This is a genomic window from Vibrio sp. D431a (genome assembly GCF_030248655.1).
In the GTDB taxonomy this organism is placed as follows: Bacteria; Pseudomonadota; Gammaproteobacteria; order Enterobacterales; family Vibrionaceae; genus Vibrio; species Vibrio alginolyticus.
The window spans coordinates 166167-189668 of sequence record NZ_JAHGAP010000025.1 but is presented as its reverse complement, the minus strand read 5'-3'; the positions used below and the strand labels follow the sequence as shown (position 1 = coordinate 189668).

General features: G+C 37.8%; 19 protein-coding genes. 8 read left to right on the top strand and 11 right to left on the bottom strand.

The window, feature by feature from the left end:
* Positions 1-5 precede the first annotated feature (5 nt).
* Entirely contained in the window at positions 6-254 is a 249-nt protein-coding gene (locus KJB35_RS21165; RefSeq protein WP_285469804.1) for a hypothetical protein, read from the top strand.
* Between the two features lie 48 nt (positions 255-302).
* Here KJB35_RS21165 and rdgC read toward each other — a convergent pair whose 3' ends face one another.
* On the bottom strand, positions 303-1199 hold the full coding sequence (gene rdgC / locus KJB35_RS21160; protein ID WP_285469803.1) for a recombination-associated protein RdgC: 897 nt from the start codon (positions 1197-1199) through the stop codon (positions 303-305).
* Between the two features lie 467 nt (positions 1200-1666).
* Here rdgC and KJB35_RS21155 point away from each other — a divergent pair, with 467 nt between their 5' ends.
* Positions 1667-2362 (top strand): hypothetical protein, encoded by a 696-nt coding sequence (locus KJB35_RS21155; protein WP_285469801.1) that lies wholly within the window; start codon positions 1667-1669, stop codon positions 2360-2362.
* A gap of 36 nt (positions 2363-2398) precedes the next feature.
* On the opposite strand, the gene KJB35_RS21150 is transcribed toward KJB35_RS21155, so the two are convergent.
* Both KJB35_RS21150 and KJB35_RS21145 read right to left on the bottom strand, forming a co-directional pair.
* Entirely contained in the window at positions 2399-2878 is a 480-nt protein-coding gene (locus KJB35_RS21150; protein WP_285469800.1) for a GreA/GreB family elongation factor, read from the bottom strand.
* A 90-nt stretch (positions 2879-2968) separates the two neighbouring features.
* Complete coding sequence (locus KJB35_RS21145; protein WP_285469799.1) at positions 2969-4234, bottom strand: hypothetical protein; 1266 nt, start codon at positions 4232-4234, stop codon at positions 2969-2971.
* Positions 4235-4339: 105 nt separating this feature from the next.
* On the opposite strand from KJB35_RS21145, the gene KJB35_RS21140 reads away from it, so the two are divergent.
* Entirely contained in the window at positions 4340-6577 is a 2238-nt protein-coding gene (locus KJB35_RS21140) for a hypothetical protein (protein ID WP_285469798.1), read from the top strand.
* Positions 6570-7064 (top strand): dihydrofolate reductase, encoded by a 495-nt coding sequence (locus KJB35_RS21135; RefSeq protein ID WP_285469797.1) that lies wholly within the window; start codon positions 6570-6572, stop codon positions 7062-7064. Before KJB35_RS21140 ends, KJB35_RS21135 begins: the two co-directional genes overlap by 8 nt.
* A gap of 57 nt (positions 7065-7121) precedes the next feature.
* Here KJB35_RS21135 and KJB35_RS21130 read toward each other — a convergent pair whose 3' ends face one another.
* Positions 7122-9284 (bottom strand): hypothetical protein, encoded by a 2163-nt coding sequence (locus tag KJB35_RS21130; RefSeq protein WP_285469796.1) that lies wholly within the window; start codon positions 9282-9284, stop codon positions 7122-7124.
* Between the two features lie 93 nt (positions 9285-9377).
* On the opposite strand from KJB35_RS21130, the gene KJB35_RS21125 reads away from it, so the two are divergent.
* Positions 9378-11273 carry a helicase-related protein gene (locus KJB35_RS21125; RefSeq protein ID WP_285469795.1) on the top strand — a complete coding sequence of 632 codons (1896 nt, stop codon included), beginning with the start codon at positions 9378-9380 and terminating at the stop codon, positions 11271-11273.
* Positions 11274-11295: 22 nt separating this feature from the next.
* Here the strand turns inward: KJB35_RS21125 and KJB35_RS21120 are convergent, their stop codons facing one another.
* The 4 genes from KJB35_RS21120 to KJB35_RS21105 all read right to left on the bottom strand — a co-directional run bounded on the left by KJB35_RS21120 (position 11296) and on the right by KJB35_RS21105 (position 13509).
* Positions 11296-11646: a hypothetical protein gene (locus KJB35_RS21120; protein ID WP_285469794.1), complete on the bottom strand. Its 351-nt coding sequence runs from the start codon at positions 11644-11646 to the stop codon at positions 11296-11298.
* Positions 11643-11927: a topoisomerase DNA-binding C4 zinc finger domain-containing protein gene (locus KJB35_RS21115; RefSeq protein ID WP_285469793.1), complete on the bottom strand. Its 285-nt coding sequence runs from the start codon at positions 11925-11927 to the stop codon at positions 11643-11645. Before KJB35_RS21115 ends, KJB35_RS21120 begins: the two co-directional genes overlap by 4 nt.
* A 230-nt stretch (positions 11928-12157) precedes the next feature.
* Positions 12158-13087 (bottom strand): hypothetical protein, encoded by a 930-nt coding sequence (locus KJB35_RS21110; RefSeq protein WP_285469791.1) that lies wholly within the window; start codon positions 13085-13087, stop codon positions 12158-12160.
* Positions 13088-13089: 2 nt separating this feature from the next.
* On the bottom strand, positions 13090-13509 hold the full coding sequence (locus KJB35_RS21105) for a hypothetical protein (protein WP_285469790.1): 420 nt from the start codon (positions 13507-13509) through the stop codon (positions 13090-13092).
* Between the two features lie 96 nt (positions 13510-13605).
* Between KJB35_RS21105 and KJB35_RS21100 the strand changes: the two genes are divergently transcribed.
* Entirely contained in the window at positions 13606-15351 is a 1746-nt protein-coding gene (locus KJB35_RS21100; protein WP_285469789.1) for a diguanylate cyclase, read from the top strand.
* Between the two features lie 62 nt (positions 15352-15413).
* Here KJB35_RS21100 and KJB35_RS21095 read toward each other — a convergent pair whose 3' ends face one another.
* The gene (locus KJB35_RS21095; RefSeq protein ID WP_285469788.1) at positions 15414-18047 is read right to left on the bottom strand and encodes a DNA topoisomerase (ATP-hydrolyzing) subunit A; all 2634 of its coding nucleotides are present in this window, start codon (positions 18045-18047) and stop codon (positions 15414-15416) included.
* A 3-nt stretch (positions 18048-18050) separates the two neighbouring features.
* Positions 18051-20057, bottom strand: a complete 2007-nt coding sequence (locus KJB35_RS21090) for a type IIA DNA topoisomerase subunit B (protein WP_285469787.1) — start codon at positions 20055-20057, stop codon at positions 18051-18053.
* 177 nt (positions 20058-20234) lie between these two features.
* Here KJB35_RS21090 and lpxC point away from each other — a divergent pair, with 177 nt between their 5' ends.
* A complete protein-coding gene (gene lpxC, locus KJB35_RS21085) occupies positions 20235-21062 on the top strand; it encodes a UDP-3-O-acyl-N-acetylglucosamine deacetylase (protein ID WP_285469786.1) in 828 nt (275 codons plus the stop codon).
* A gap of 99 nt (positions 21063-21161) precedes the next feature.
* On the opposite strand, the gene KJB35_RS21080 is transcribed toward lpxC, so the two are convergent.
* On the bottom strand, positions 21162-22337 hold the full coding sequence (locus tag KJB35_RS21080; protein WP_285469785.1) for a hypothetical protein: 1176 nt from the start codon (positions 22335-22337) through the stop codon (positions 21162-21164).
* Between the two features lie 387 nt (positions 22338-22724).
* On the opposite strand from KJB35_RS21080, the gene KJB35_RS21075 reads away from it, so the two are divergent.
* Positions 22725-23459 carry a mechanosensitive ion channel family protein gene (locus KJB35_RS21075; RefSeq protein WP_285469784.1) on the top strand — a complete coding sequence of 245 codons (735 nt, stop codon included), beginning with the start codon at positions 22725-22727 and terminating at the stop codon, positions 23457-23459.
* The last annotated feature ends 43 nt before the right edge of the window (positions 23460-23502 follow it).

The following is a 23502-nucleotide window of genomic DNA, read 5'->3' as shown; positions in this document are numbered from 1 at the left end:
CGTCGATGATCACTATATTATTTACCTTACTAATTGTTATGGCAGTACTTGCTGTAAAAGAAATGGCTAATGCACCAGAAAAAGATTTCCCAGAAGCGGCTACAGACGGGTGTGTTGTTTTTTACAAAGAGTTAAAAACTGTACTGAGCAAGAAAATGGCAAAAAAATCTTCTGATAAATCTGAAAGTAAAAAGGATGAATCTGAAGAGTCTAAAAAAGAAGTAAAAGATCAAGAAGCTAAAGAAACTGAATAAGTGACTAACTTCTTACAAGAGAGGCTCCTTTTGGAGCCTTTCTTGTTATTATTCGTAGCTATAAAATCGCTTTATAATCTCAAATAAATCCATTGCTGATATTTGAGTCCTTACTTGCAATTCAGCTAAAGGCTCTTCACTTCCGTCTTCGCCTAGATAATCATCGATTCGTTCTTGAGTATAAGCAAGTGGTGAGATTCCCTTCACTTCCCCTTTATCACTCACATTGAAAGATACTTTCTGACCTAAGTGCAAGTTTAATGATTTAACAAAGCCACCATTGTTCATGAAATTTTCTACAGCTTCTGAAGTCTCAATTTCAATATCTTTAAACTTACCTTTCGAGCCGTCCGTATTCTCCAGATCAACTGCGCTGCCAAGGGTTAAGCCTTCCGGAAGGGCATCAGGGCTTGACAGCCAAGTGTTTAGCTTTTCTGACTCAGTTATAAGTGATGGTTTTAAGTACGATCCAAAAGGATTATTAGCTGAGTGATTTTTTACGTGACTAATGAAATTCTCATAATTCTTTCCACCTTTGTTCGTGTAAACCAAATTATTTTTGAAATCGAAAAGTACCCAAAAATCAACATATTCAGGCATTGCTTGCCCAATAAGTTCCACCTTAACTTGCTCTTTCACTGTTTTTAATTTGGCTTCAGGATCTCGTCTTTTAATTTCTTCCAAACGCTCTTCTGCTACAACTTCTATAGTAGATGGCTTAACCTTTTTCTGACCAATTAGGAATTTTGTTAATACGTAATTACCATCTGTGGATTCGATACTTGTGTTATCAACAGAAGAAACTAGCTTTGTAAAGCCCATTCTTAAACTCTCAGAGTTTCCAAACTTACCTTTTTTAAAATGAGTCTTTTCTATAAGGTCGAGTAGTTCTTCTTTAGACAAGATAGAACTATCAAAATTTATACAGCTTATGATAGTAAACATTATGCTCTTTTATTTTATTGTGATATATATTTGGATGTTTTGAAACTTTGAGATAATTACACATCAAATCTATACTCATAGTAAAAATGTTCGACTTCACTTCTCTAGCAATTCTCAAGAATGCATCTAAAGCCGCTATTGAGGCATTAGATAACAAAGATAGAGCCGTTTTGGTATCACTACCAGTTAGACAGGTTGAAAAATTGAAACAGGCATTGTTTAGTTCTAATGAACCTTCGTATGAAGTAGTCACAACCGCCTGCAACGTGATGACTTATGCACAACTAGTTCAATTTTTTATTTCATCCGAAAAAATTTCTGTTGAAGGATTGAATGCTTATTTTGTCTACTTAGAGTCATCAATCTCTAATGATTCTATAACTTTAAAGGCTAGACTCCGCTACCTTATTCACTCAGTGTACTTTTCTGATGTATTTACAGACTCAAAATTGTAAACTGAAAAGAAAATGAATTTACCAAGCAATTACATACGAGCTACTTTGTTAGCAAGTGTTTTGGTGGCAACACCATCAATGACAGCTTACGCTTCAACAGACGCTATCTCCAAGGTGGTCAATTCTAATGCTAAATACACTTGTGACGCAGGCGAACTTGATGCTTACATAGCACAAGTTACAAAGCCAATGTACGTGCCAATTCCAGTTACTTCTGTTGATGAACATATCCAGAACCAAATGGCAAAAAAACAAGTAGAGGGTGAAGCTGATACTGCATGTTTTAATTTAGCAATGGATAATAGCTTGTTCGATAAGATAAGTGACTTGATCAAAACAATTAAGGAACTAGAAGTTCCAGTCCCCCCAAACATCTTAGACTCGCTAATGAAGGCTCTCAAGCAGCAAATGGACAACCTTTACGAGGGCATATGTAATGCAATGACTAAAGAGTTTGCTCAGAAGAAAATTGAAGAGTATATCGAAAGTAAACATGATATTGATGTTTCACAGCTAAAAGGGCTTTCTGAAAAGGAGAATCGAGACGCTTTACTCAAGGATATGGGGGAAGATATGCTAATGGAAGAAATGCAGAAAAAAGGTGTCGATGACAGATGGGCTAACATGGATGGAGATGGTTGGAGCTCTCTTGCTGAGGACACCGCAAGGTCAAAAGCTGATGGGTTAGCTGATTCTGTGTTTAAATAACCATAAAAAAATAGCCTGCTCACTAGCAGGCTATTTTTATGATTCTTTAAGCTCTAAAATTTCGTATTTTTTGTAGCCAGATGGTGTAGGAACTTCACATTCATCTCCCACCTCAAGACCAATAAGGTAACGCCCTAATGGGCTCTTATATGAAAGTTTGTGTTTGCTTGGATCGGCTTCTTTTTCGCCTAAGATTTGATAGGTGTTTGTTTTGTCGTTATCAAGATCAAGAACAGTTACAGTATTTCCAAATCTCACTCTACCGTCTTTTGCTTGCTTAGATAAATCTACAATCACGCACGATGAGCAGTATTCGGTTAGTTCTTGTTCCTTTTTGATTACAGAGTTTATCTCGGCATTTAATCTAATCAATTCTGAGTTTTCAGATTCATCCCCTGATTCTTGCTCACGATTAAGAGTGATTTGATCAAGTAAATCTTTGTGTTGAACCTTCAGGTTTTTGATTTGAGCGTTTAGAAAGTCGTATCCCTCTCTACTAATGTATTCAGATTGCATTACTAAATGTTTTTCATAGTAGTAATGATTTTTCTGGAGTATTGCAAATCGAGATAAAGAAAAGGGAGTATTCAACTCCCTTTTTTAACATTAAAACATTGAAAGCACATCTTTGAGTGCTGCTTTCTCTAAGCTAGATATGTATGTGTATATCTGTTCTGGATCTAGATTAGTAGGGAGACCCAACTCGGTAAGAACTCTGTTCTTAACCTTGTCTTCAGCTAGCCTGAACTTGCTTTTTAAGTTTCTTCTTGCCTTCATGACCTCTTGATCAACTAGATTACGATCAAGTGGTTTAAGTGTGTTTAAATTGAACTTGGTTTTAGCAGGTTCATTTTTTTGGACACTTTTTGTACTCGCACGTTTTTTTGGTGCTTTTCTTGTATTTTTAGGCTTTTTAGAATCAGCAGCTTTTTTTGCCAACCCTTCCCAGTAAGACTGCTCTTTACTATTGATCTTGTTTTTAAGACCAGTAGATTGCTCAGGAGTCATGTCCTGAAGAGTCTTAGGGCGGTCACGTTCACGAATCGACATTAAAGCTGTCTCTTCACTGACACCAATTTCTGAAAGCTCTTGGCAACGGCGAATGTACACTAGTCTTGTTAAGCCGCCTTTATCTTTCTGATATGCAGGAAATCCCTCAACTTCTGGCGTAGGTTCGTCTGCGATCGTTGGTTGAGTGCTGGATTCTTCATTTTTTTGAATGTTGCTAGAATCAACTTCTACAGCAGAAGTTGGTGGCTCTGGAGTCGCATTAGAATCTTTTAAATCAATATCTGTGTTGACTGAACCTAAATCTGGCTCTTGTTCAATTAAAGTTGAATCTGATGTATTGAGAGTTTTACCCTGTTTGTCTTCTTCTGTAACTTCTTCAGTCACAACACCGTCGGTTCCTGAATCAGCTGATATTGTTATAGGTGCACTTGCTGATAGCGGTATTGTTTTGAAATTAGAAGGAACAACCCCAAGGCTGTTAAGCGCAATGCTCAATGCTGCTTCACTTGCGTAAGCGGGTGGAGATAGTTCGTATATAGCTTCAGTAGAATCAAGAATTTTATCTTTAGAAATTTGATAGATACCGTTTGCCAAATCAACAAAGGCTCTAGCTTGAGGGTTGTATATAGAAATTAAACTAGTATATGAGAAAACGTCGCTATCTAAAGTGTATGAGTTTTCGATCTTAAGATTAGTTTTGAAGTGTTTTCTTAAAATTTTTACTATTGCGATTGTAGATAAGTAAGAAAACTGTTTCCCACTGTTATCTTGGGTGGTTACGTCAGGTCTTAAGAGATCTGTTTCACTTAAGACATTCGAAAATATTTCATCTATATCGGTTTTACGTTTTGGTGAGCTCATGTGACCTCCGGATGCAAATCAAACATTAACAATAATAACATGAAAAGTATGTGTGGGAACATTTTTTACAATAACTTTTGATTTTTAAACTTAAGGAGTTTTTTTGTGGGCATTAGTCTGATTAGTCGCTTTATGACAAAAGTTTATCCCATGCGTGTTATCAAGCGTGCGTTAGATATGGAAAAACTTTACAAATACAAAAGTAATCTGGAGTTGAAGTCGACTTTTGCAAGTTCAAGCGATCCAGCGTTACTTCTCTCGGTTTTATCAGTAGCCTCTGAGAGAACCGTTGGCTTAAAACCATTCGAATGTCAGTTATTTGCTGCCTTGAGAGCCTCCCAAGGTTATGTGCTAGACATGAAAACAGGAGAAGGTAAAACTTTGGTTGCTGCTCTTGCTGCTTGCTTGCTCTATAAAACACATGATTATGTAAGAGTTGCAACCTCAAATGAATACCTTTCCGAGAGAGACTTTAGATCTATGAGCCCTCTCTTTGAGTTTTTAGATATACCCCATTCAGTTGACTCTAGAGTACTCACAGATGGTGGGATTGGTTACTCAGATATGAAAAATCTATGTCTTTCATGGATAGAAGATTACTTGTCATTATCTGAAGTACCAACAACACATGACTTTTTACAAAGAAATGCAATCATTATTGATGAAATTGACTTAAGTTTGATTGAAAACTCTGTTGTCCCATACGCAGTTACTAAAAGAATGCCAATACACGAACAGAGCATTAGAGAGGCTGTAGAAGTTTGCATGGAAGTTGAAAAACACAACGATGTTTTCGACGAGTGTTCCAAAGAATTTAAAGAGAACTTCTATACCGTTCTACAAAAAATCTTTTCAAGAAAATATGGCGTTTCTGAAGGAAGTTTCTACAAAAAGTTTACAAAAGAGATTTACCTTGTGCAGGCTGCATACGTATCAAGAAACCGACTTGAGTTTGGAGAGCATTACACAATCAAAGATGGGGAAATTTTCGCCATAGACCCAGCATCAGGTCGAATTGTTAAAGGTGGCTTCCCTTCGAACATACTTGCTACGCTTGAGCTAAAAGAAGGACTACAACTTTCTTCAAAGGAATTTCCTTACGTCACTTCTGCATTACCAAATTATGTAAAGCAATATAACCTGATTACTGGAATGTCCGGCACAGCGATGGGCAACTCAAATGAACTATCTCATGTTTATGGATTGTCAGTTCAAAAGGTTCCTTTGAATTCCCCAAAAAAACTGAATGATCGTGGGTATTTATTGTTTGAAAGTGAAAAAGCAAAATTTGCATACGCTCTTGATTCTGTAAAAAAGGCCAACTCTCTTGGGAGACCCTGTTTGCTCGTTTGTACGAATGAAAAGCAAGCAGAATTGTTATTTGATGAGTTTCAAAAAGCAAACCTTACAGCCAGCATACTAACTTCAAAAAACCTTGATGAGGAAGATGAGATTGTGCAAAAGGCGGGGTACAAAGGTAGCATCCTGATTACGACAAGATTGTGCGGTCGTGGTACGGATATTGTTCTTGGCAGCAACAGCACCGAGCGTTCTAAGATAAGCGATCTTGGTGGTCTTTATGTACTGGCAATGTCAGCTGGTACTACGATGGTAGAAGATCTTCAGGTTAAAGGGCGCTGTGCAAGGCAGTCAGATAAAGGGGAAGTTGTTTTTCTTACTTCAATCGATGATGAAATCTTTGCTCAAAACGTTATGTACCAAGCTGTTCTACCTATGTGTGTTTATGAGACATCAGATGAACTTAAAAGCTCAATGGATATCGCAGAAGATAAAAAGAAGAATGTTTATAAAGCCATAAAACAGTCTCAAACACACAAACAAGCATTGGCTAAAGAACAAAGGTCAAGATTAATGATGTACAATCAACCTGTGACCAATCAACTTAGTGTACTTACAAAGCTTAGGCTTGGAATAAAAAGATCTTCCTCTGTTGATGATTTAATCACGAACTTAGGCTTTGAGCATGACTATGACTTTTCAAGTCTAGTCGCATCTCTAAAAGAGTCTATCGGGGAAAAGGAGCTCCTTACATTCTTGAAAGATACCGCTCTTCATTACTTGAATTCAAAATGGGAGGTACACAACATGAATCTAATTGCCCTCCGTGAAGAGCAGTTGGGTTCACCACAAGGTGGCTTTTTCAAATACAAAGAGTCATGTAAGTCTGCTTTTGAAGATTTGGTTGAAGTTCTTAAACCTGAATTAAGACAATCGTTAATAGTAGGGATGTCTTCTGAAAGAGATTTTATTTTGTCTAAAAATTCCCTTCTTAGTGAAGAAGAAATGCAACAAATTGAGATAATGTATAAAGATAATGATTGATTTAATTGTAGCGATTGATGCTAATAGGGGCATTGGAAAAGCGGGGAAATTAGCTTGGTACGTTCCACTAGACCTAAATCATTTCAAGGAGTTTACTCTTGGGCGAAAGATAGTGATGGGTTATCCGACTTACTGTAGCCTTCCTGTCCAGCCACTTCCTAAAAGAAAAAATATAGTACTAAGCAGAAAAGCTTTCTCATTGAGCGGATGCACAGTTTATAGTTCAGTTTCTGAACTAATAACTAGTGAGGGTAGAGATTTCGTAGTTTGCGGTGGCGCAATAATTTACGAACTTCTATTACCTTACGTTGATCGAGTTGTTTTGACTAGATTAAAGGGAGTTTACGAATGTGATGCATTTTTCACTGACTTTGAAACTGATTTTCATCTTGTTTCAATCAAAGAATGTCACTGCGAGGAGTCAGGGGAAGAGTTCACTATTGAGGTGTGGGTGAGAAACTCTGAAAAATGTTCATTGCCTAGTTAAGTACATCCCCTAGCCTATACGAAGCTAAATAGCTCTAGGCTGGGGAATGTATCCAATCTAGCCCAATAGATTCACGTCATTCCTAATTGCAACAATATGAGGGAGCAACAGGCGTTTGTCGTCTTTATAGGAATCTCGTGGTTCAATAAGCAATGTATGCTCTATGTTTGGTTTAAATTCATCAGTCCAAGCAGATGTATAAAAATCGACCCAAATAGCATTGTAAATCATATGGTCTACTTCTAATTTAAGTCTCAAATCGTTTCCCGACTTAGCAAACGAGTGACAGAGAGCTTTAATCTCGTAGACAGGGTATTCGAACCCTTTTCCAAATGGCTCAAGTTGCTTAATTTCATCTATTATAAGGAAATCCAAGGCTCGTTTTGGGTTAATCCTGCCGTCAGATTTTACATCCAACCCTATTGTAACTGCTGTCTCTGCAAATAGCTTATCCCAAGCTTCAAAGAATAGTTCAGAAACAATGCTTACTTCGTCGAGGTTAAGATTAAAGTTTACCCAATCATCTGAAACTGCTAAAGCACTTATCTTTTGGAGTGAAGATGTTAGTTCGGATGCCATTATCCCTTTATAGTTAAGGGTGGTAGCTCTTCCTACGACAGCTTTTTTAATATGCAAACTTGGTTCTTTGGCTTTCTGTAAGTCAAGAATCAAGTCACCTTTAGTAGTCTGAAAAGAATAAATCCCTTTCTTGATGCCTTGGAAAATATTTTTAGGTGATATCTTTGCGGCCACCTTGTAATCTAATTCCGCTATTTCTTCGTAAGGCTCCAAGCTATAAAGCTTAAATATAGGCTTCTTGGCCTTTTTACTTCTCTCAGCTACAAGCATGTAGTCGCCGACAACTTCATGTGTAGGGTCGTGCTTTTCCATGAAGGCTTTAAGCTGTTTAGAGCTTGGCTTAATTTGAATATTTTCCTTCGCTTTCATTCCTTTAAATGGGTCAACGTTCAATTCTGACAACTCATCAAAAGAAACAGGAATTTCTTTGTACCCTTCAGGTGCCACGATACAAGTTGGCAGACTGTACTTAGATTGTATCAATTGAGTTATTTTTAATTGAAGTTCAGGCGTGGCCTTTTGAAGGTAAATGAATAGTGATTTTCTACCTTCTCTGATTTGTCTTGACGCATTAAACATAGCTGTTTTCATCAAGGACTCTTGGAGCGCCGACTTCGAGCTTTCTTTTTTCGAAATCATCTTTAAGTATCTCAGCGCTTCAAGTTCATTATCAGAACGGAAAAATTTTAAGACACTGTAAGGGCAGCCATCTCTTCTAGCGTACTCTTCTATAGAGTCAACTATAAACTTTGAAACATCCTGACTTGTAATAGGTTGAAAAGGAGTTAAAAACGTTCTTCTGAAAGCCTTCCATACCTTTAGCTTGGGGTTCAGCATAAGCGAATATGCTTGCTTAGTTAAACTTCGATTTGTCGGTGAGAGTAAGCTACTTGTGTGTTGAATATGACAACAAGCAGCAATGGGTATTAGTTCACCCATCTTTGGTGCGTTTGATAATATTTTAGAATCTATTAGTCGTTTTCTTGTTCTTGTCATTAGCAAAACAGATAGCGAAGTATCTGATATCTGTTTATCTTCTAACAAGCAATCATCTTGCTGAGGGTTTACCATTGAGTAGAAGCATTTACTTTTTTCTGTTGCGGTTTTGCTATTTCCACACCAAATGAAGTCAAGTACAACGCCCTCTTTTTTAGCTGATGAGATTTTATCCTTAACACATGTCATATCAACTGATGACATTCCTATACAAACAACCAGAGTTGGCTTGGGTATGCTATCAAATACTCTGTTCAAAATTTCTTTATTCAGACCTTGTTTGGATTTGACGTTACTACCTACGTAAGTTTTTACGCAAGATCCATCAAAGCCAAAGAGATCTACCAGTGATTTATCTAGGATAGCAGCAGCAGCTAAGCTACCTGTATTGAAATCAGTGACGATAGCAATTTGCTCTCCACGTCGAAGGGCTTTTATAAGTCTGTTTGATGTTTTATCAAGATCTTTAATCTTCGTTAAGTCTATGTTTTCCAGTGGAGCATTAAGAATATTGCGTGACTTGACTTCAGAGATAGGGACTCTTTTCGAGATTATGTCTGCTTGTACAGGGCTAGCACCAGAATGCCGTGCTTCATTGAAGCGTGCTTCGTTTTGTATTCTCTTCTCAATTGCAACAAAGGTCATATTCATATCCAAAAAAATCTTTAGTTCATTTTATGACTCTTCTCATGTTAGGGCAATTGAAAATGACCCCAAGATTTTAGATACTTAAGAAAAATGGCGACAAATAACCTACCCAACTATGTGTCGAGCTTAAGTCATCAAGAGCGACTTAGTCTTTGCGACTATCTTGAGGAAAAGAACTCCTCAATTGAAAACCTAAACATCTCTACAGTTAACACAATTCTTACAAAAACATTTCTTGATCAATATTCAGTTCCAAATAAGCAGAACTGTAAATCATTCAACCCTTCCAAGAAAATCAAATTTACTCTAAACGTACATAAGGGACTTGAACTTTGGATGACGTATGAGCCAAACGAACAATTTCATCTTAATGACAAATTGTATCGTGAGCTTGAGGATGCATTCAAATCAAGAATTGCTGAAGCCATCAGTGGGTACGAATCTGAATTTGAAGTCTACTTTTCTAAAAATAAAATGTTTTTAAACGCAGAAAACATGCCTGAGAAGTTATCTGCTTTAAGACAGAAACTCGCTTCAGAGAGTTGGCTTAAATCAGTTAAGATTGAGCCATTAACCTATCCACTAGTAAATGGAATGAAGCGCGAGATTATTGTCTATGCGGGGTCTACAAATAGTGGAAAGACTTTTAATGCTTTGAAGCATTTTAAAGAAGCATCGTCTGGCCTTTATGTAGGACCTTTAAGGTTAAACGCTATTGAAGTTTATGAAGACATGAACGCTGAAGGGATTGCATGTAACTTGATGACTGGTGAAGAAAAACAGTATGTAGAGGGATCTAACCACACTGCTTCGACAGTTGAGCTTATGGATTTCAAGAAAATCGTGGACGTTGTTTTAGTGGACGAAGGGCAATTCATTGACGATCAGGAAAGAGGTTATAACTTTTTGGCTGCAATAGCAGGGGCAAGGGCAAGAAAGATAATCGTGACTTGTCCACTATTTGCGGCTGACAAAATCCGTAAATTAGCTGACCTCCTACAATTACCTTACACTCTTCACAAACTGGATAGGAAAACCAAATTGTCGGTAACGCCAGAACCTGTTAGAAGTTTGAAAGATATTAAATCTGGTACAGCTGTCGTATCTTTTAGCAAGCGAAGGGTTCTTGAGTTAAAAAATGAAATTCCAAAAGAGTTTAAAGTGTCGGTGATCTATGGCGCATTACCCCCAGAAGTAAAAAGGATGCAAGCAAAACTATTTAGGGAAGGTAAAACACAAGTTTTGTTGTCAACTGATGTAATAAGCTTAGGTCTAAATCTTCCTATCGAAACAGTTGTTTTTGATACTGTAGAGAAGTTCGATGGAAAAGAAAAAAGACAACTGCTCCAGCAAGAGGCAATCCAAACTGGTGGTAGAGCAGGTAGATATGGTATTTACGATGAAGGCTTTGTTTCTGGAACTAACGAGAAAGACCATGCATTTCTAAAATCAACAGTAGGATCGGAAGACCTGACTGAGATGAGGGATAAATTTTTAATAAGCATTCCATTTGATAATGTGTCTTCCTATGTTGAGTTAACTGCTAAGGCTTTACCAGAGGCCACAAACGATGTTTATGCTTCAATTGGATATGATAAGACGATTTTTGAATTGTCGGATCATGAAAAGCTAGTCCAGAATCTGAGATTTATAGATAGAGTTGCTAGTGAACTACCGCTGTATACGAAGTGGAGATGTGCTCACATCCCAATAGAGATTGAAGATTGCGAAGACACCTATAGAGAATGCCTCTATGTGCTATCTGGTATGTCTTCATCTGTTGAAATAGATAGTTCGGTCTTAAGATCTGGAAAACCTTTTGAGGATTTGTATGAGGGATATCAAAGATTGCTAGCTGACATTGATTGCGTGACTTGGTTTATGAGTTCTATGGGTATGGAGTTGTCAAATCTAGATGAAAGAGATTCTGTGCAATTAAGGACAATGTTAATTTCCAAAATAAATAAAACTCTCACCAGAAAATAACTTTAACGCCCATGGATGGGCGTTATTTTATCCACAATTCGTCTAAAGGAAGGGAGAATATGTTACTAGAGAGATTTCTATCTACAGCGTCTAACATTGAATCTTTGTAGTTATTAAAAATTTCTCTTTGAGTTAAGGAGAGTTCTATATCAGACACAGATTCTAACTCTGATGGTTCATAGCAATACAACATTGTATAAAACATTAATAAATCTTCTTGTTGTGATGCTAATTCAATGAGATATTTGGGGTTTTCATAGAGAAATCCCTCCCTATCATTCCTCAAGTTTCTGCCGATTGCTACTAGACTTTTTACTTGTTTATCATTTAGCCATTTTTCAAAAAGTGACTCGTAGGAAAAAATTCTGCTCATTTTTGTATGTTAAGTGTCTTTTTACATTTTGGGTAACTTGAGCAACCCAAAAACTTACGTTCACCCTTCTTTCTTTCAACCATTTTTGAACCACAGTCTGGGCAATCGGGGGTTGATAGCTTTACCTTAACACCTCTATTTTCATTAGTCTTTTTTATGAACTGAGCTACCTGTCGGGCTACGTATTTATCTAGTATGGCAGAATCTTCGTGTATTACCCTAAAGGCTGCCACTTCTTTTGCAAGCTCTTGAGTAACGTTAAAACAAATTCTTTTAGACATAATTAATATTTTTCAGTTTCGGGTGTAGATGTCTCATATGGGCTTAGATTGAAGAATGATGTTACAACTTTTTTTTTGAATCCTCTCTTTCGCCGAGTGCCATGACTTTGCATCCACTTTTGGTGCTAAGCAAAGCTTCAGATTCTTCATTTTTTGGACAACTATACTTTGTAAATAACTCATTCCTTTGTTTAAATGTATATATAAAATGTAAATATATAAAGTAGCTTTTAGAAAGATACAAGATTTCTGTTTTGGTTAGATTTGTAATCTGATTTGAATGTTCTGTTAGCACAAACTGCTGGTGAATTAGAGTATCTTTCGTCCATTACAATGCTATTGTAAACGTCGGCTAATATTTTTGAGTCAACAAGAGCTCCGTGCATGTCTCTATCTTGATTAATTGAATAAAATTCCTTTAAGTAATCAAGAGAAAAACCAGCTTTCATTTTACATCCTTTTTTCTCCCCAGCTGAAATTATATCAGCACGCGAATAGAGAGATCTCATGAGAGCAAGCGAATCGATTACCCATACATAAGATTCGAAGCTTGATGGAAAAGATGATTTTTCATCAAATTGCTCTGTTTTAATCCACTCGGCGCTCATAAATCTTGCATCGAATAAGGCATTGTGTGCAATGAAATTAATCCTACCTTTAAGTGTTACTAAATCATTACAATTCATAAGCATTTCCAAATATGGTTTAATTTGGGTGAAGGTTGGTGCTGATTTATTTAGTTTAAAATTCGTCCTTTTCCCCCAGCTATCCAATAAACCACAGTTTCCTTTTAAGAAATCGATGTCAATACCATGAATTCTAATCACCTCATTTGGTATTTCTTTTATGCTGTTGTATCTATCTAGTGTATTTGCATCTTCAATAAATGGGTTAATGTATTCGTGGAATCTTATATGATTTCCTAGATGGTCACTTAATGGTTTAAGTAGTCCACTTTCATCACTAGTGTAGAACAGAAACCCAATTTCTAATATTCGATCCTTTTTCCCAAAATTATTTTTATCACCTAATTCATGCTTTCCTGTTGTCTCTGTATCACCGACTATAAAAATTTCTATCCCAGACTCAAGTGCTTTACGTACCACTTGAGCCCAAGAAATTAGAAGTTCTTTATCTATTTGAGTTAAAGGGTAGCTCATAGTTAGAAGTGGAATTGTTTTAGTTCGGGATCACTAGATTTTCTCGCCTTTGTCACTTCACCTTTTAATGTATTGATTTCTTTTTTTAATGTAGATATAACAGTTTCGGCATCCATGTTTTCTGAACTATGCTTAAGTGTTATGTTGATTAATTTATCCATAGACTTTGAAGCCTTAGTCATTTGAGAGATCTTTCCCCTCTCCATCTGGATATTTTGAGCTCTTTTTAATAGGTCAAGTTGCTTGTTCAGAATGCTAATTGCGGATTCAACTTCGTCTAGATTTTTTGGAAATGAAGTGCTCTTTGGGGTGTCAACAAATTCTTTAAGAATATCATTCATTACTGGAACTACTGATTTTCTGTATGTCCCGCCTTTTTTTTGAGTGTTTCCGTCTTCACTGAGATTGATGTTGTCTGTCATTTTTACTTGAATATTACACTTAATTATTAGAGTCTCCAAGCTAGAACTTGTTTGACTCTTAGATTGTTGTACAATAATTAAAATACAGATATTTTAATGAATCCAAATATTACATTAATCGCATTATGCCTTTTTATCGCCTTAACTACGATAGGGCTTCTTTTTTCGATTGTTCAAGTTCTTAAATCCATTAATAAGTTAAATGTCAGCAATGCCAAATTGGGAACCTCTGTAACCAGTTTTGTTGACGTTTATAATAATAATGAGGATTTGATACGTAAACTCGAACTAAACACCCTCTTATTCGAAGAAAATAGTGAAGCGATATTAGTTCTCGGTCGTGAAGGTGTTGTTTATCAAGCTAATAACTCTTTTCAAACTCTATATGGCAGAGAGGAAAGGTATATTGTTGGTTTAAGTTTTGATGAAATATTTCCAGACTCTAGACCTGTAATCGAGCTCATCGACGGCGATAATAAGTCTATTCGACTGAATGGAAGAAATTCTCTTGGTAGTATTTTTCCAGTCGAAGTTTCCTTTTCTCCCATTTTTGTCAATGGTGAGTTAGAGAACATTGTTGCATCAATGAGAGATTGTACTGAACAACTTGAAAAGGAAGCTCAGCTTAAGAAACAAGTTGTCACTGATAAACTAACAGGGTTATATAACAGAAAAGGTCTTGAGGGGTTTATCGATTCTGCCCTAGCGGAGGAACGCGAGTTTGGGCTCGTCTTTATAGACCTTAACAAGTTTAAGCCTGTTAATGATACCTACGGACATGATGTAGGTGACTGTTACCTAATTGATATTGCAAATAAGATCGACAAGGGGGTTGGTGATAAGGGACTTGTTGGTAGGTTTGGTGGTGATGAATTTGTATGTCTCGTTTATGGAGCTAAAACTAAACAAGACGTTCAGGTTGCTATAGATCGTATCAACGACTTATTTTCGTTTGGGTATGAATATGGGAATGTGAAAATACCAATTAGTGCCTCGTACGGTTGTATCACTACTTCAGACGGAGACTTTAGTAGAGATGAGATGCTTAAGCTTGCAGACAAAGCAATGTATGTTTCTAAGGAGTCACGCTCTGGCGCATTAGAACATGGGGATTTAAACACAAGCATATCTGTGAGCAGTCCATTACGTATTGATGATTACACATTAACACCAGTTGTTATGCCAGTGCATAACGAGAACAAAGAAGTTGAATACTACGAAGTATACTTGCGTTCAGAGGGGGCAAGTATTGCTGATGTTATCAAGTGTTTTGATTCGAATAAGCAAATGTTTGATGTGTACAACTTAATACTGGAGTCACTTTCAGCCAATGCTAAAGTGAAGAGTTTGATGGGTTTGGGAGTAAAGTTTTCGATTAAACTTGAGAAATCTTCTTTATCACAATTAGATTTTGCCCAAAAGTTTATGGATTTAGTCAACTCTTATGCACTGCCTCTTGAAAGAGTAATGGTGCGTATTGATGAAAAAAATATAGAACAGTGTTTTGACTCCGCACTTTCTAACTTGAACTCGCTTGACGATGCAGGCATTCGTGTTTGCCTCGATGATTTTTGTTTAGGTAGGTTTTCTGTTCTTGAAAGAATCAAACTAAGGACAACAATGGTCAAGTTACCTAGAGAGATTGTTAATGAAATCTATGAGAACAAGAGCAAGCTTCATATGCTTAACTCTATTTTTGGGCTTGTTAGCGCTATGCAATCATCGGTTGTTGTTGAAGGTATACAGTCAGAGGATATGTTCGAGTTATTTATTAACCACAACGTCGACTATGTTCTAGGTGAACATTTTGGTGCGCCTGTATCACTTGCTAGCCTCGAATAACCAATATTGACCAAAATATGAAAAAGGGGCGAGATTCGCCCCTTTTCTGTTGTATTGCCGCCCTATTCCTCAATTTCCATAGGGTCGATTTGCTGAACATTGCTGTTTACTTCTTCTGTGAATTCAATTGGTTGTTCACTTGTATCCATTTCAGAAGTAGCTAATAGCGCGGTAACTAATTCATCTTTCTTCTTGTCGATGTTGATTAGCTTAACACCTTTAGTTCTTCTAGATGTCACTCTTATCCCACTCAGTGGAATTCTGTTTACAACGCCTCGTTTTGTCGTTGTTACTACATCAATTTCATCACCTTCTGTGAAAATAAATGATGATAATACATAGTCATCATCTGTAACATTCATGGCAATAATGCCCTTCCCGCCTCTCCTTTGGATCTTGTAGTCCGAAAGTTTTGAGATTTTCAGAATTCCAGACTTTGTCACACATCCTATTAGAGACTTGTCAACATCATCGTGCTCAACAATAGCCCCACTTTGGATGGTCTCCCTTTCCAGAAGGCTCATTGAGCGAACCCCACCAGCTGTACGGCTTCTTTCAAGCAGGTCGTTAATGCTATGTCTGATACTGCGGTTGCCACTTGATACAAGACAAATGTCTGAATTTTCAGAAGCAATACCAAAGAAAATAACCTTCTCGTTATCAAGGTGCCTTTCGTTGATGGTACGAACTGCTACACGTCTCTTAGGTGAGTACTTGCTCAATCTTGTTTTCTTAACATAACCTTTATTGGTGCCAATAACAGCATACAGATTTTCAGCGTTTTGCAGCTGATCTTCGCTGATGGTTTTGAATAGAATGATGTTCTCTTCATCAGATAGCTTGAGCGTGTTATTGATGTGTGAGCCACGAGCACCTGTATCTATGTCAAACGCTCTTACGAATGAAACGAGACCTTTATCGGAAATGAAAGCTAGCGTATCGTGGGAATGACATACCGTTGTTTGTTGAATGTAATCGCCCCTACCCAAAGTCATTAGCATCTTACCTTTAGTGCCACGTTTTTGAGTGTCAATTTCGCTCGATGGGATTCTTCTAATAAATCCCTTTGAAGACATGACGATTGAGCAATCTTCTCTAGTTATGAGATCTTCGCGGTTAATGCTGATTAGTTCACGTTGGAACTTAGAGCGCCTGCTGTTAAAGACTACTTTGTTGTTTTGAGGATCTTTGTAGTTTGCAAATTTGTCAATTTGCTCTTCAGACTCTTCAATTAAAACTTCAAGCTGCTTTGCTCTTGATGCCAAAATTCCTTCGTACTCTTCAATGCTTGCGATAATACCGTTGTAGTCTTCCTTGATGTCATTAATCTGAGTCGATGCTAAGTTTTGCAGCCTCATGTTAAGAATTGAAGCGGCCTGTCCTTCATCGATGCTAAGAAGCTCTCTTAGGGCATCGTTCGCTTCTTTGCCTGTTTTTGAATTTCTGATTGTGCTGATTGTTTCATCTAGTCGATCAATTGCTTTCATTAATCCAGCAAGAGAATGCTTTTTACTTAGAGCTTTTTGCAATAAGTAATTGCTTCGTTTTACAATCACCTCTTCGCGGAAATCAATGAACGAGTTTAGTGTGTCGAGAATACCTACTGTAACAGGCTTGCCCTTTCTGATTACTGTAATGTTATAGCTAAAGTCTTTCTCTAGGACAGTTTGCTTACACATGTCATTGAAGACGATCTCAGGATCGTAACCAGATTTCAGCTTTACGATAATTCTTACTGGATTATCGATGTTCGACACATCTGAAACTGACAAGATTCCATTGATTTTGGCAGGAATGCCATCTTTTTCTTTTCTTAGCTCGTCAAGCTTTGCAACCAGATCGGCTTTATTGACAGCAAACGGTAATGAAGTAATAACGACAGCTCTTCGGCCATCAACCATCTCATCTTCCCATTCCCCGCGAGCTTTAAATTTGCAACGTCCCTTGCGCCAAGCATCTTCGTAGTTAGTCAGACCATGAATTAATCCGCCCGTTGGAAAATCTGGAGCTGGCATAATATTCATTAGGTCATCAAGTGCAACCTCTGTTCCCTCTAATCGTGCTTTAGTAAGCTCGATTACACAACGTAGTGCCTCTATAGGGTTGTGAGTAGGTATTTTACTCGCCATGCCAACAGCAATACCTTCTCCTCCGTTGATAATTAGGTTGGGAAATCTGGTTGGGAAGACCTCCGGCATATGTTCACTGCCATCGTAGTTAGGTACAAAACCAACAGTGTCGTAAGCTAGATCTTCGATCATAGAGTCACTGATTTTAGTCATCCTAACTTCCGTGTAACGCATTGCCGCTGCGCTGTCACCATCACGAGATCCGAAGTTTCCTTGACCGTCTGCAAGAGGTGCGGACATAGACCAACCTTGCGCCATACGTACTAGTGATTCGTATATTGCACTGTCACCATGAGGGTGGTATTTGCCCATTACTTCACCAACTACACGAGCTGATTTTTTATATGCTTTGTTGTAATGGTTGCCCATTTCGCTCTGTCCAAAAAGGATTCTTCGGTGAACAGGCTTTAATCCATCACGTTCATCAGGTAATGCACGTTCCTTAATTACAGACGTAGCATAAATTAGGAAAGGTTCACGTACCGCATCTGTAATAGGTCGCATTTCAAATTTGTCGTCAGTCTGGTGCATTACTGTGTCGACAGAGCTCATTTGTTCCGTACTCATTAATTAATCTGCCTCTGAAAAGTTCGCATTGATTTCAATAAATTCACGACGTGGTGGGACATCATTTCCCATTAAGACGTCGAAGAGTTCATCAGCTTCCTGTTTCATTGATTCATCGTACTGAACGCGCATCAATTTACGATTTTCCTTACTCATCGTTGTTTCTTGTAACTGAGCAGGGGTCATTTCTCCCAGACCTTTAAAACGACTCTTTGTGTAACGTGCAGGTACACCATTAGGGAAGCGCTCTTCCAATTCTTCGTCATTTTTGAAGTACATTGTTTTTCCTGAACCGCCCTTTGAGTCGACCTTGTACAATGGAGGAACAGCAATGTAGATATGTCCCCTTCTGATTAGGTCTGGCATGTATTTGTAGAACAACGTCAGCAGTAGTACTTCAATGTGTCCACCATCAACGTCGGCGTCACACATAATGATAATTTTTCCGTATCGAAGCTTGTTGTAGTCGTACTCGTGGTCAATCGATGTACCCACTGCCGTGTAAAGGTTTTGGATTTGTTCGGATACCACAATGTCGGCAATATCAGCTTTCTGAGTATTTAAAACCTTACCTCTTAGTGGCAAAACAGCTTGTGTTTTTCTACAGCGTCCTTGTTTTGCTGAGCCACCAGCTGAGTCACCCTCAACAAGAATTAGCTCGTTCACTCTTAAGTCAGTGCTTTCACAAGCAGCTAATTTGCCAGATAAATTGCCTGTTAACTTAATTGCTTCTTTTTCGGCATTGTGTCTTGCCTGTTCTGCTTTTTCGCGGGAAATTGCCGCGTCGATACATTTTTGAACCAACTTTTCTGCGAAAGCTGGATTTGTATCTAAGTGACGTTCTAACGCTTCTTTTAGAGCGTGTTTTGAAGCTGTAGCACCCTTATGGGAACTTAACTTCTCCTTTGTCTGGGAGGTAAACTGTGGCTCTTCCATCTTCTGTGAAACAATAAAGTGCCCACCAACCATCACATCTTCAGAAGTGAAATTTGCTTTGTTTTTGAGTTTCTTTTTTGAATAGTTAGATACAACTTCAAACAAAGTCGTTCTCATCCCGTCAAAGTGCTTGCCATGACTTGTTGTTTCAAGATTGTTTACGAACGATCTTACTTCTGGGTTACTGAATTTATTAAAGAAAAATAAAACTATTTCAGTTTCAATTTTTTCATCTACAGTAATGAAAGACCCTTTATTCTTAAAATCAGGATCTGGTCTTTTATCTTTGTGGACATACAAGTCCTTAAAGAAAATCGGCTGTTCTTGTAGGTGTCCAGATTTTTCGTCTAAAGGAGGAAGATCTAATAGATCTGCGATACCATTTTCAGAGAAATAAGTCTCTTTAAACTCACCTTTAAAATCGAGGTTTATTCTTAAACCGCTAGTTAATGAAGCTTTGTCTTTACAGAACTTGGTTAGTAGTTCAAGGTTGGGAACTAACCCGCCTTCACGCATTGCGTCTGAGAATATCGACTCGATTGGTCGATAACGAACGCTCGTGCCTGTGTCGTTCATGTCACAGTCACCCAAAATTTCAGGCATTTCAGTGGTTTCTGTACCATAGTCAAAGAACAGCTTGTTAACTTTGCCACCTTTTTTGACAACTAGTTCCATAAAGTCGGATAGCGCGTTAACTGCTTTAGCTCCAACCCCATGCATACCACCTGAATACTGGTAGCTATCTTCATCAAACTTACCACCAGCATGGATGTTTGTTAGAAGCACAATTGCTGCACATTTGCCTTCGCCTTCATGCATGTCAATTGGCATTCCGCGACCGTTGTCTGTGACTGTTACCTCACCATCTTCTTTAATGATGATAAAAATTTCGTCACAGTGACCTTCCATTGCTTCATCAATACTGTTGTCTGCTATTTCTTTGAAAAGATGAAAGATGCCCTTTGAATCAGTATCGCCCACATACATGGTTGGACGTTTTCTGATTCCGTCTAGCCCCTTAAGGACTTTTACGTTCTCGCTATTATAATTAGCACTTGCTGTTGCTTTACTCATACATCCTCGTATGCGGAAACTGATTTAAAATCTGCAAAATAATCTATAGTTATAGTACCACACGGAGCGGATTCATATTTTCATGGTTTGTTTTTAAAAACAATGAAAACACCATATGTATGTTGGATTTTGAAATTTAATTTACTACGCTATTCAAAACTTTAGGCAGTACTTCATATGCAGAAAACTATACTAGCTCCAGTTGAATTTACTGGCATTGGGCTTCATACGGGTCAGTTGTGCACGATTCGCTTGTCACCTATAGAAGAGTTTGGATATTTCATTAAGTCTTCTGATTGCATCACGAAAATAGAGAAAAACACTATATCTGGTGGCATGTTGGGCACTAACGTTACATTAGAAAACGGTCAAGTAGTTAGGACGGTTGAGCATCTATTGGCAGCTATTGTTTCGGTAGGTCTAACTAATGTTGTTATTGAGGTCTTAGGGGATGAAATCCCTATCATGGACGGATCGTCACAAGAATTTGCAACGAGTCTTGAGTTGAATGGATTTAAAACATTAGAGCGGCCAATTCCCAAAATCCACATAAACTCATCAATGAAAGTAGTCTTTGATGATAAATGGATTGAGTTAGTTCCGAGGGATGACAATCTCCAGCTGTTTAACCTAACAATTGATTTCCAAAACCCTGTAGTCGATGAAATGCCTCAAACGATCTCTTACATACATACTAGAGATAACTTCATGCGCTGTGTTGCGCAAGCTCGTACATTTGGTTTCCAAAATGAGATTGAGAGCTTACTTGCAATGAAGCTTTGTATTGGCGGCTCAACAAACAATGCAGTCGTGATAACTGATGATGGGGTTCTAAACCCAGATGGTTTAAGGTTCAATAATGAGTTGGTTGCGCATAAATTACTAGATTTAATTGGGGATCTTAGTCCAATTTTACCAATGCTAGGAGGGTTTGAATTGAATGCCTATAAATGTGGTCATATGCTAAATAACTCTTTGTTACTTAAGTTGTACGATCTCCAGTGACAAGAGAGTTTATTGGATTAAGGTTAGTCGTTGAAATTGAAAAAGAGGATTCTCAGATCCTCTTTATAATCTAAACACCATTACAAGTTTCTCGGTTTCTTAAGGCTCGACTTTAAGCGTGCAACTGATACCAAGTATATGCTGAATAAATGATTGCTTTAGCTCGATTTCAGTTAAAGGAGAAGTCATTCTAAACGGTACGTAAGGAATTTTTAGAATCAAATTTTCATCGTCATACTCATCCAAACTTCTCTTAAACTTGTAAGAAAGAGTTATTTCAGAGCTTTCTCTGTCAACCTCTACAGTCAAATCACAATGCGCCACCTCAGATAGAATTGAGCTCATGTGCTTCACTACAGTGCCTGCCTCTGCGATAACTCCTCCTAAATCTAACATTGTGTATAGCTGTGGGCTTCCTGCGGACACGTAAATGTCGAACTCTTCAATCTTAAAGTACTCTTCTTGAATAGCGTTAGTTACATCATTGATAAAGCCTCGTTCATTAGCTAAATCTGCCCCTTTTTGTTGGCTAATTAACTTAACTGGTAATCCCATGCCAAGAGTCTGCTTAGGAGATTCATTGTTTTCATGGATTTCTTCAGTAATGTTGATCATTACTAATTTACATACATCGAATTCTCCCCTTGAGAAATCGAAAGGAGTTTCGGTGTCGAAGTTGTTTGAAAGGTACTCTACGAAACGCTCATCATGTCCAGCTGTGTTACCAAGTTTTTTAGATAGGCTAAGAGTTGAGTATAGTTGCGATAGTACTTGGACTTTTCGTTTAGACCTTGGATCGTAAACATCGAATGCATCTAGCAAGAAAGGGAGAACATCGAAATCGCCCCCAAAGTGTTTCGTCAATAGTTCAAGGATGCTCTTAGTTGCAATGTTCGGCAGTATGGGCTTGATTGCTGCCACGCTTCTATATTCCTGACCTTGTTCAAAAGGTGATAAACTAAAACTCAAAGGGATAAACATAGTCGTGCACAAGTACTTCTTCCCATCTGCTTCTTGAATGCTTGTGCTTATGGCTTCTCCTTCACAAATCTCGTAATAGAACGAAGCATCTTTATAGTTCTCCAAGCTTCTGTACGCCTTATTCAAAGCATTGAACCTGCCATCTTTAGCTAGTTGAAAGATAGTTTGTCGAGCGTTGGCATCAAGTTCTTGAGAGTTGTTGCGCTCTGGGTCTACTGCCCCGTGGCAGAGTTCATTCACTTTTAGTGCTTCAACTTCAGCCATTTCAGAAAAACTTAGATATTTATCGGTCATTAGTCCCAAACCTGTTTCTATAATGTATATTAAAATTAAAATTAACTTTCAATGTCATCCTTCATTTCAGCGGTTACCGCTCCACTACTAATTCTGGTGCCACTTTGGCTGTTTCTTATAAAGTCCGGAGCGCTAATTAAAAGCGTTAATAAAAGGCGTTTTGGCAAACGTCAGTTAATTCTTATTGATGCTTTGGATTCAATTAGGTGGCCTTTAGTTCTTCTTACTTTTGTGCAATACCTTAGACACTGCGTAAGTAAAGCTGAGTTTACTAATGAATGGTTTGTCAGCGTAGTAGAGCCGCATTTGTACTTTGTGATTACCCTGTATCTGTTGAGTCATCTAGTTTTAAAGTTCTCCGAGACGTTAAGGCGAGATCTAATAACCATGTACACTCAGGAGGAGTTGAGATATTCGGATCTAAGCAGGAGCATTGAAAAAACTAAAGTCGATGCAATAGCAAAGATTGTCAAAGGGATCTGGATAGTTATTAGTGGTTTGATGATTCTCGACCATTTTGGGGTTCCTGCTAGTTCAATCTTAGCTGTAGGTGGTATGGGGTCGTTGATTCTTGGATTCGCTATGAAGGATATCCTTAGCGACATCTCAAGTGGTTTGCTTCTTTACTGGGATCGTCAGTTTTCGATAGGAGACTGGATAAAGATTGAACAACCAAAACTTGAAGGCACGGTTGAATCAATAGGATGGCGTGTTAGTAAAATTAAAACTCTCGATAATCGTCCCTTATATGTACCTAACAAGTTCCTTGGCGCTGCTGTCATACAGAATGTGTCAAGAAGGGAGTCGATGCGATTTAAAGAGTACCTTACAATTGACTTAGATAGCATTGGGAATGTCAACGAAATTTGTAATTGCATTCGAGAGTCTATTTTGATTAATCATGATGACATAGACGTTAGTCAACCTGTCGTTGTGAACGTTAGCGATCTAAATGGGGCGGTTATAAATATTTATATTAGCGCCTTTACGACTAGCGTTGATGTTGTTGATTTCTATAACATCAAACAAGATATTTGGTTAAAAATAGTTCAAGTTTTAAACGATCACAATGCCAAAATCTGTACATCTTTGGATAAAGAGTTGATCTCATTGACTAGATAGTTTGTATTTCGAAAAAATATTTCTTAGCTTCTTTTCAGCTAAC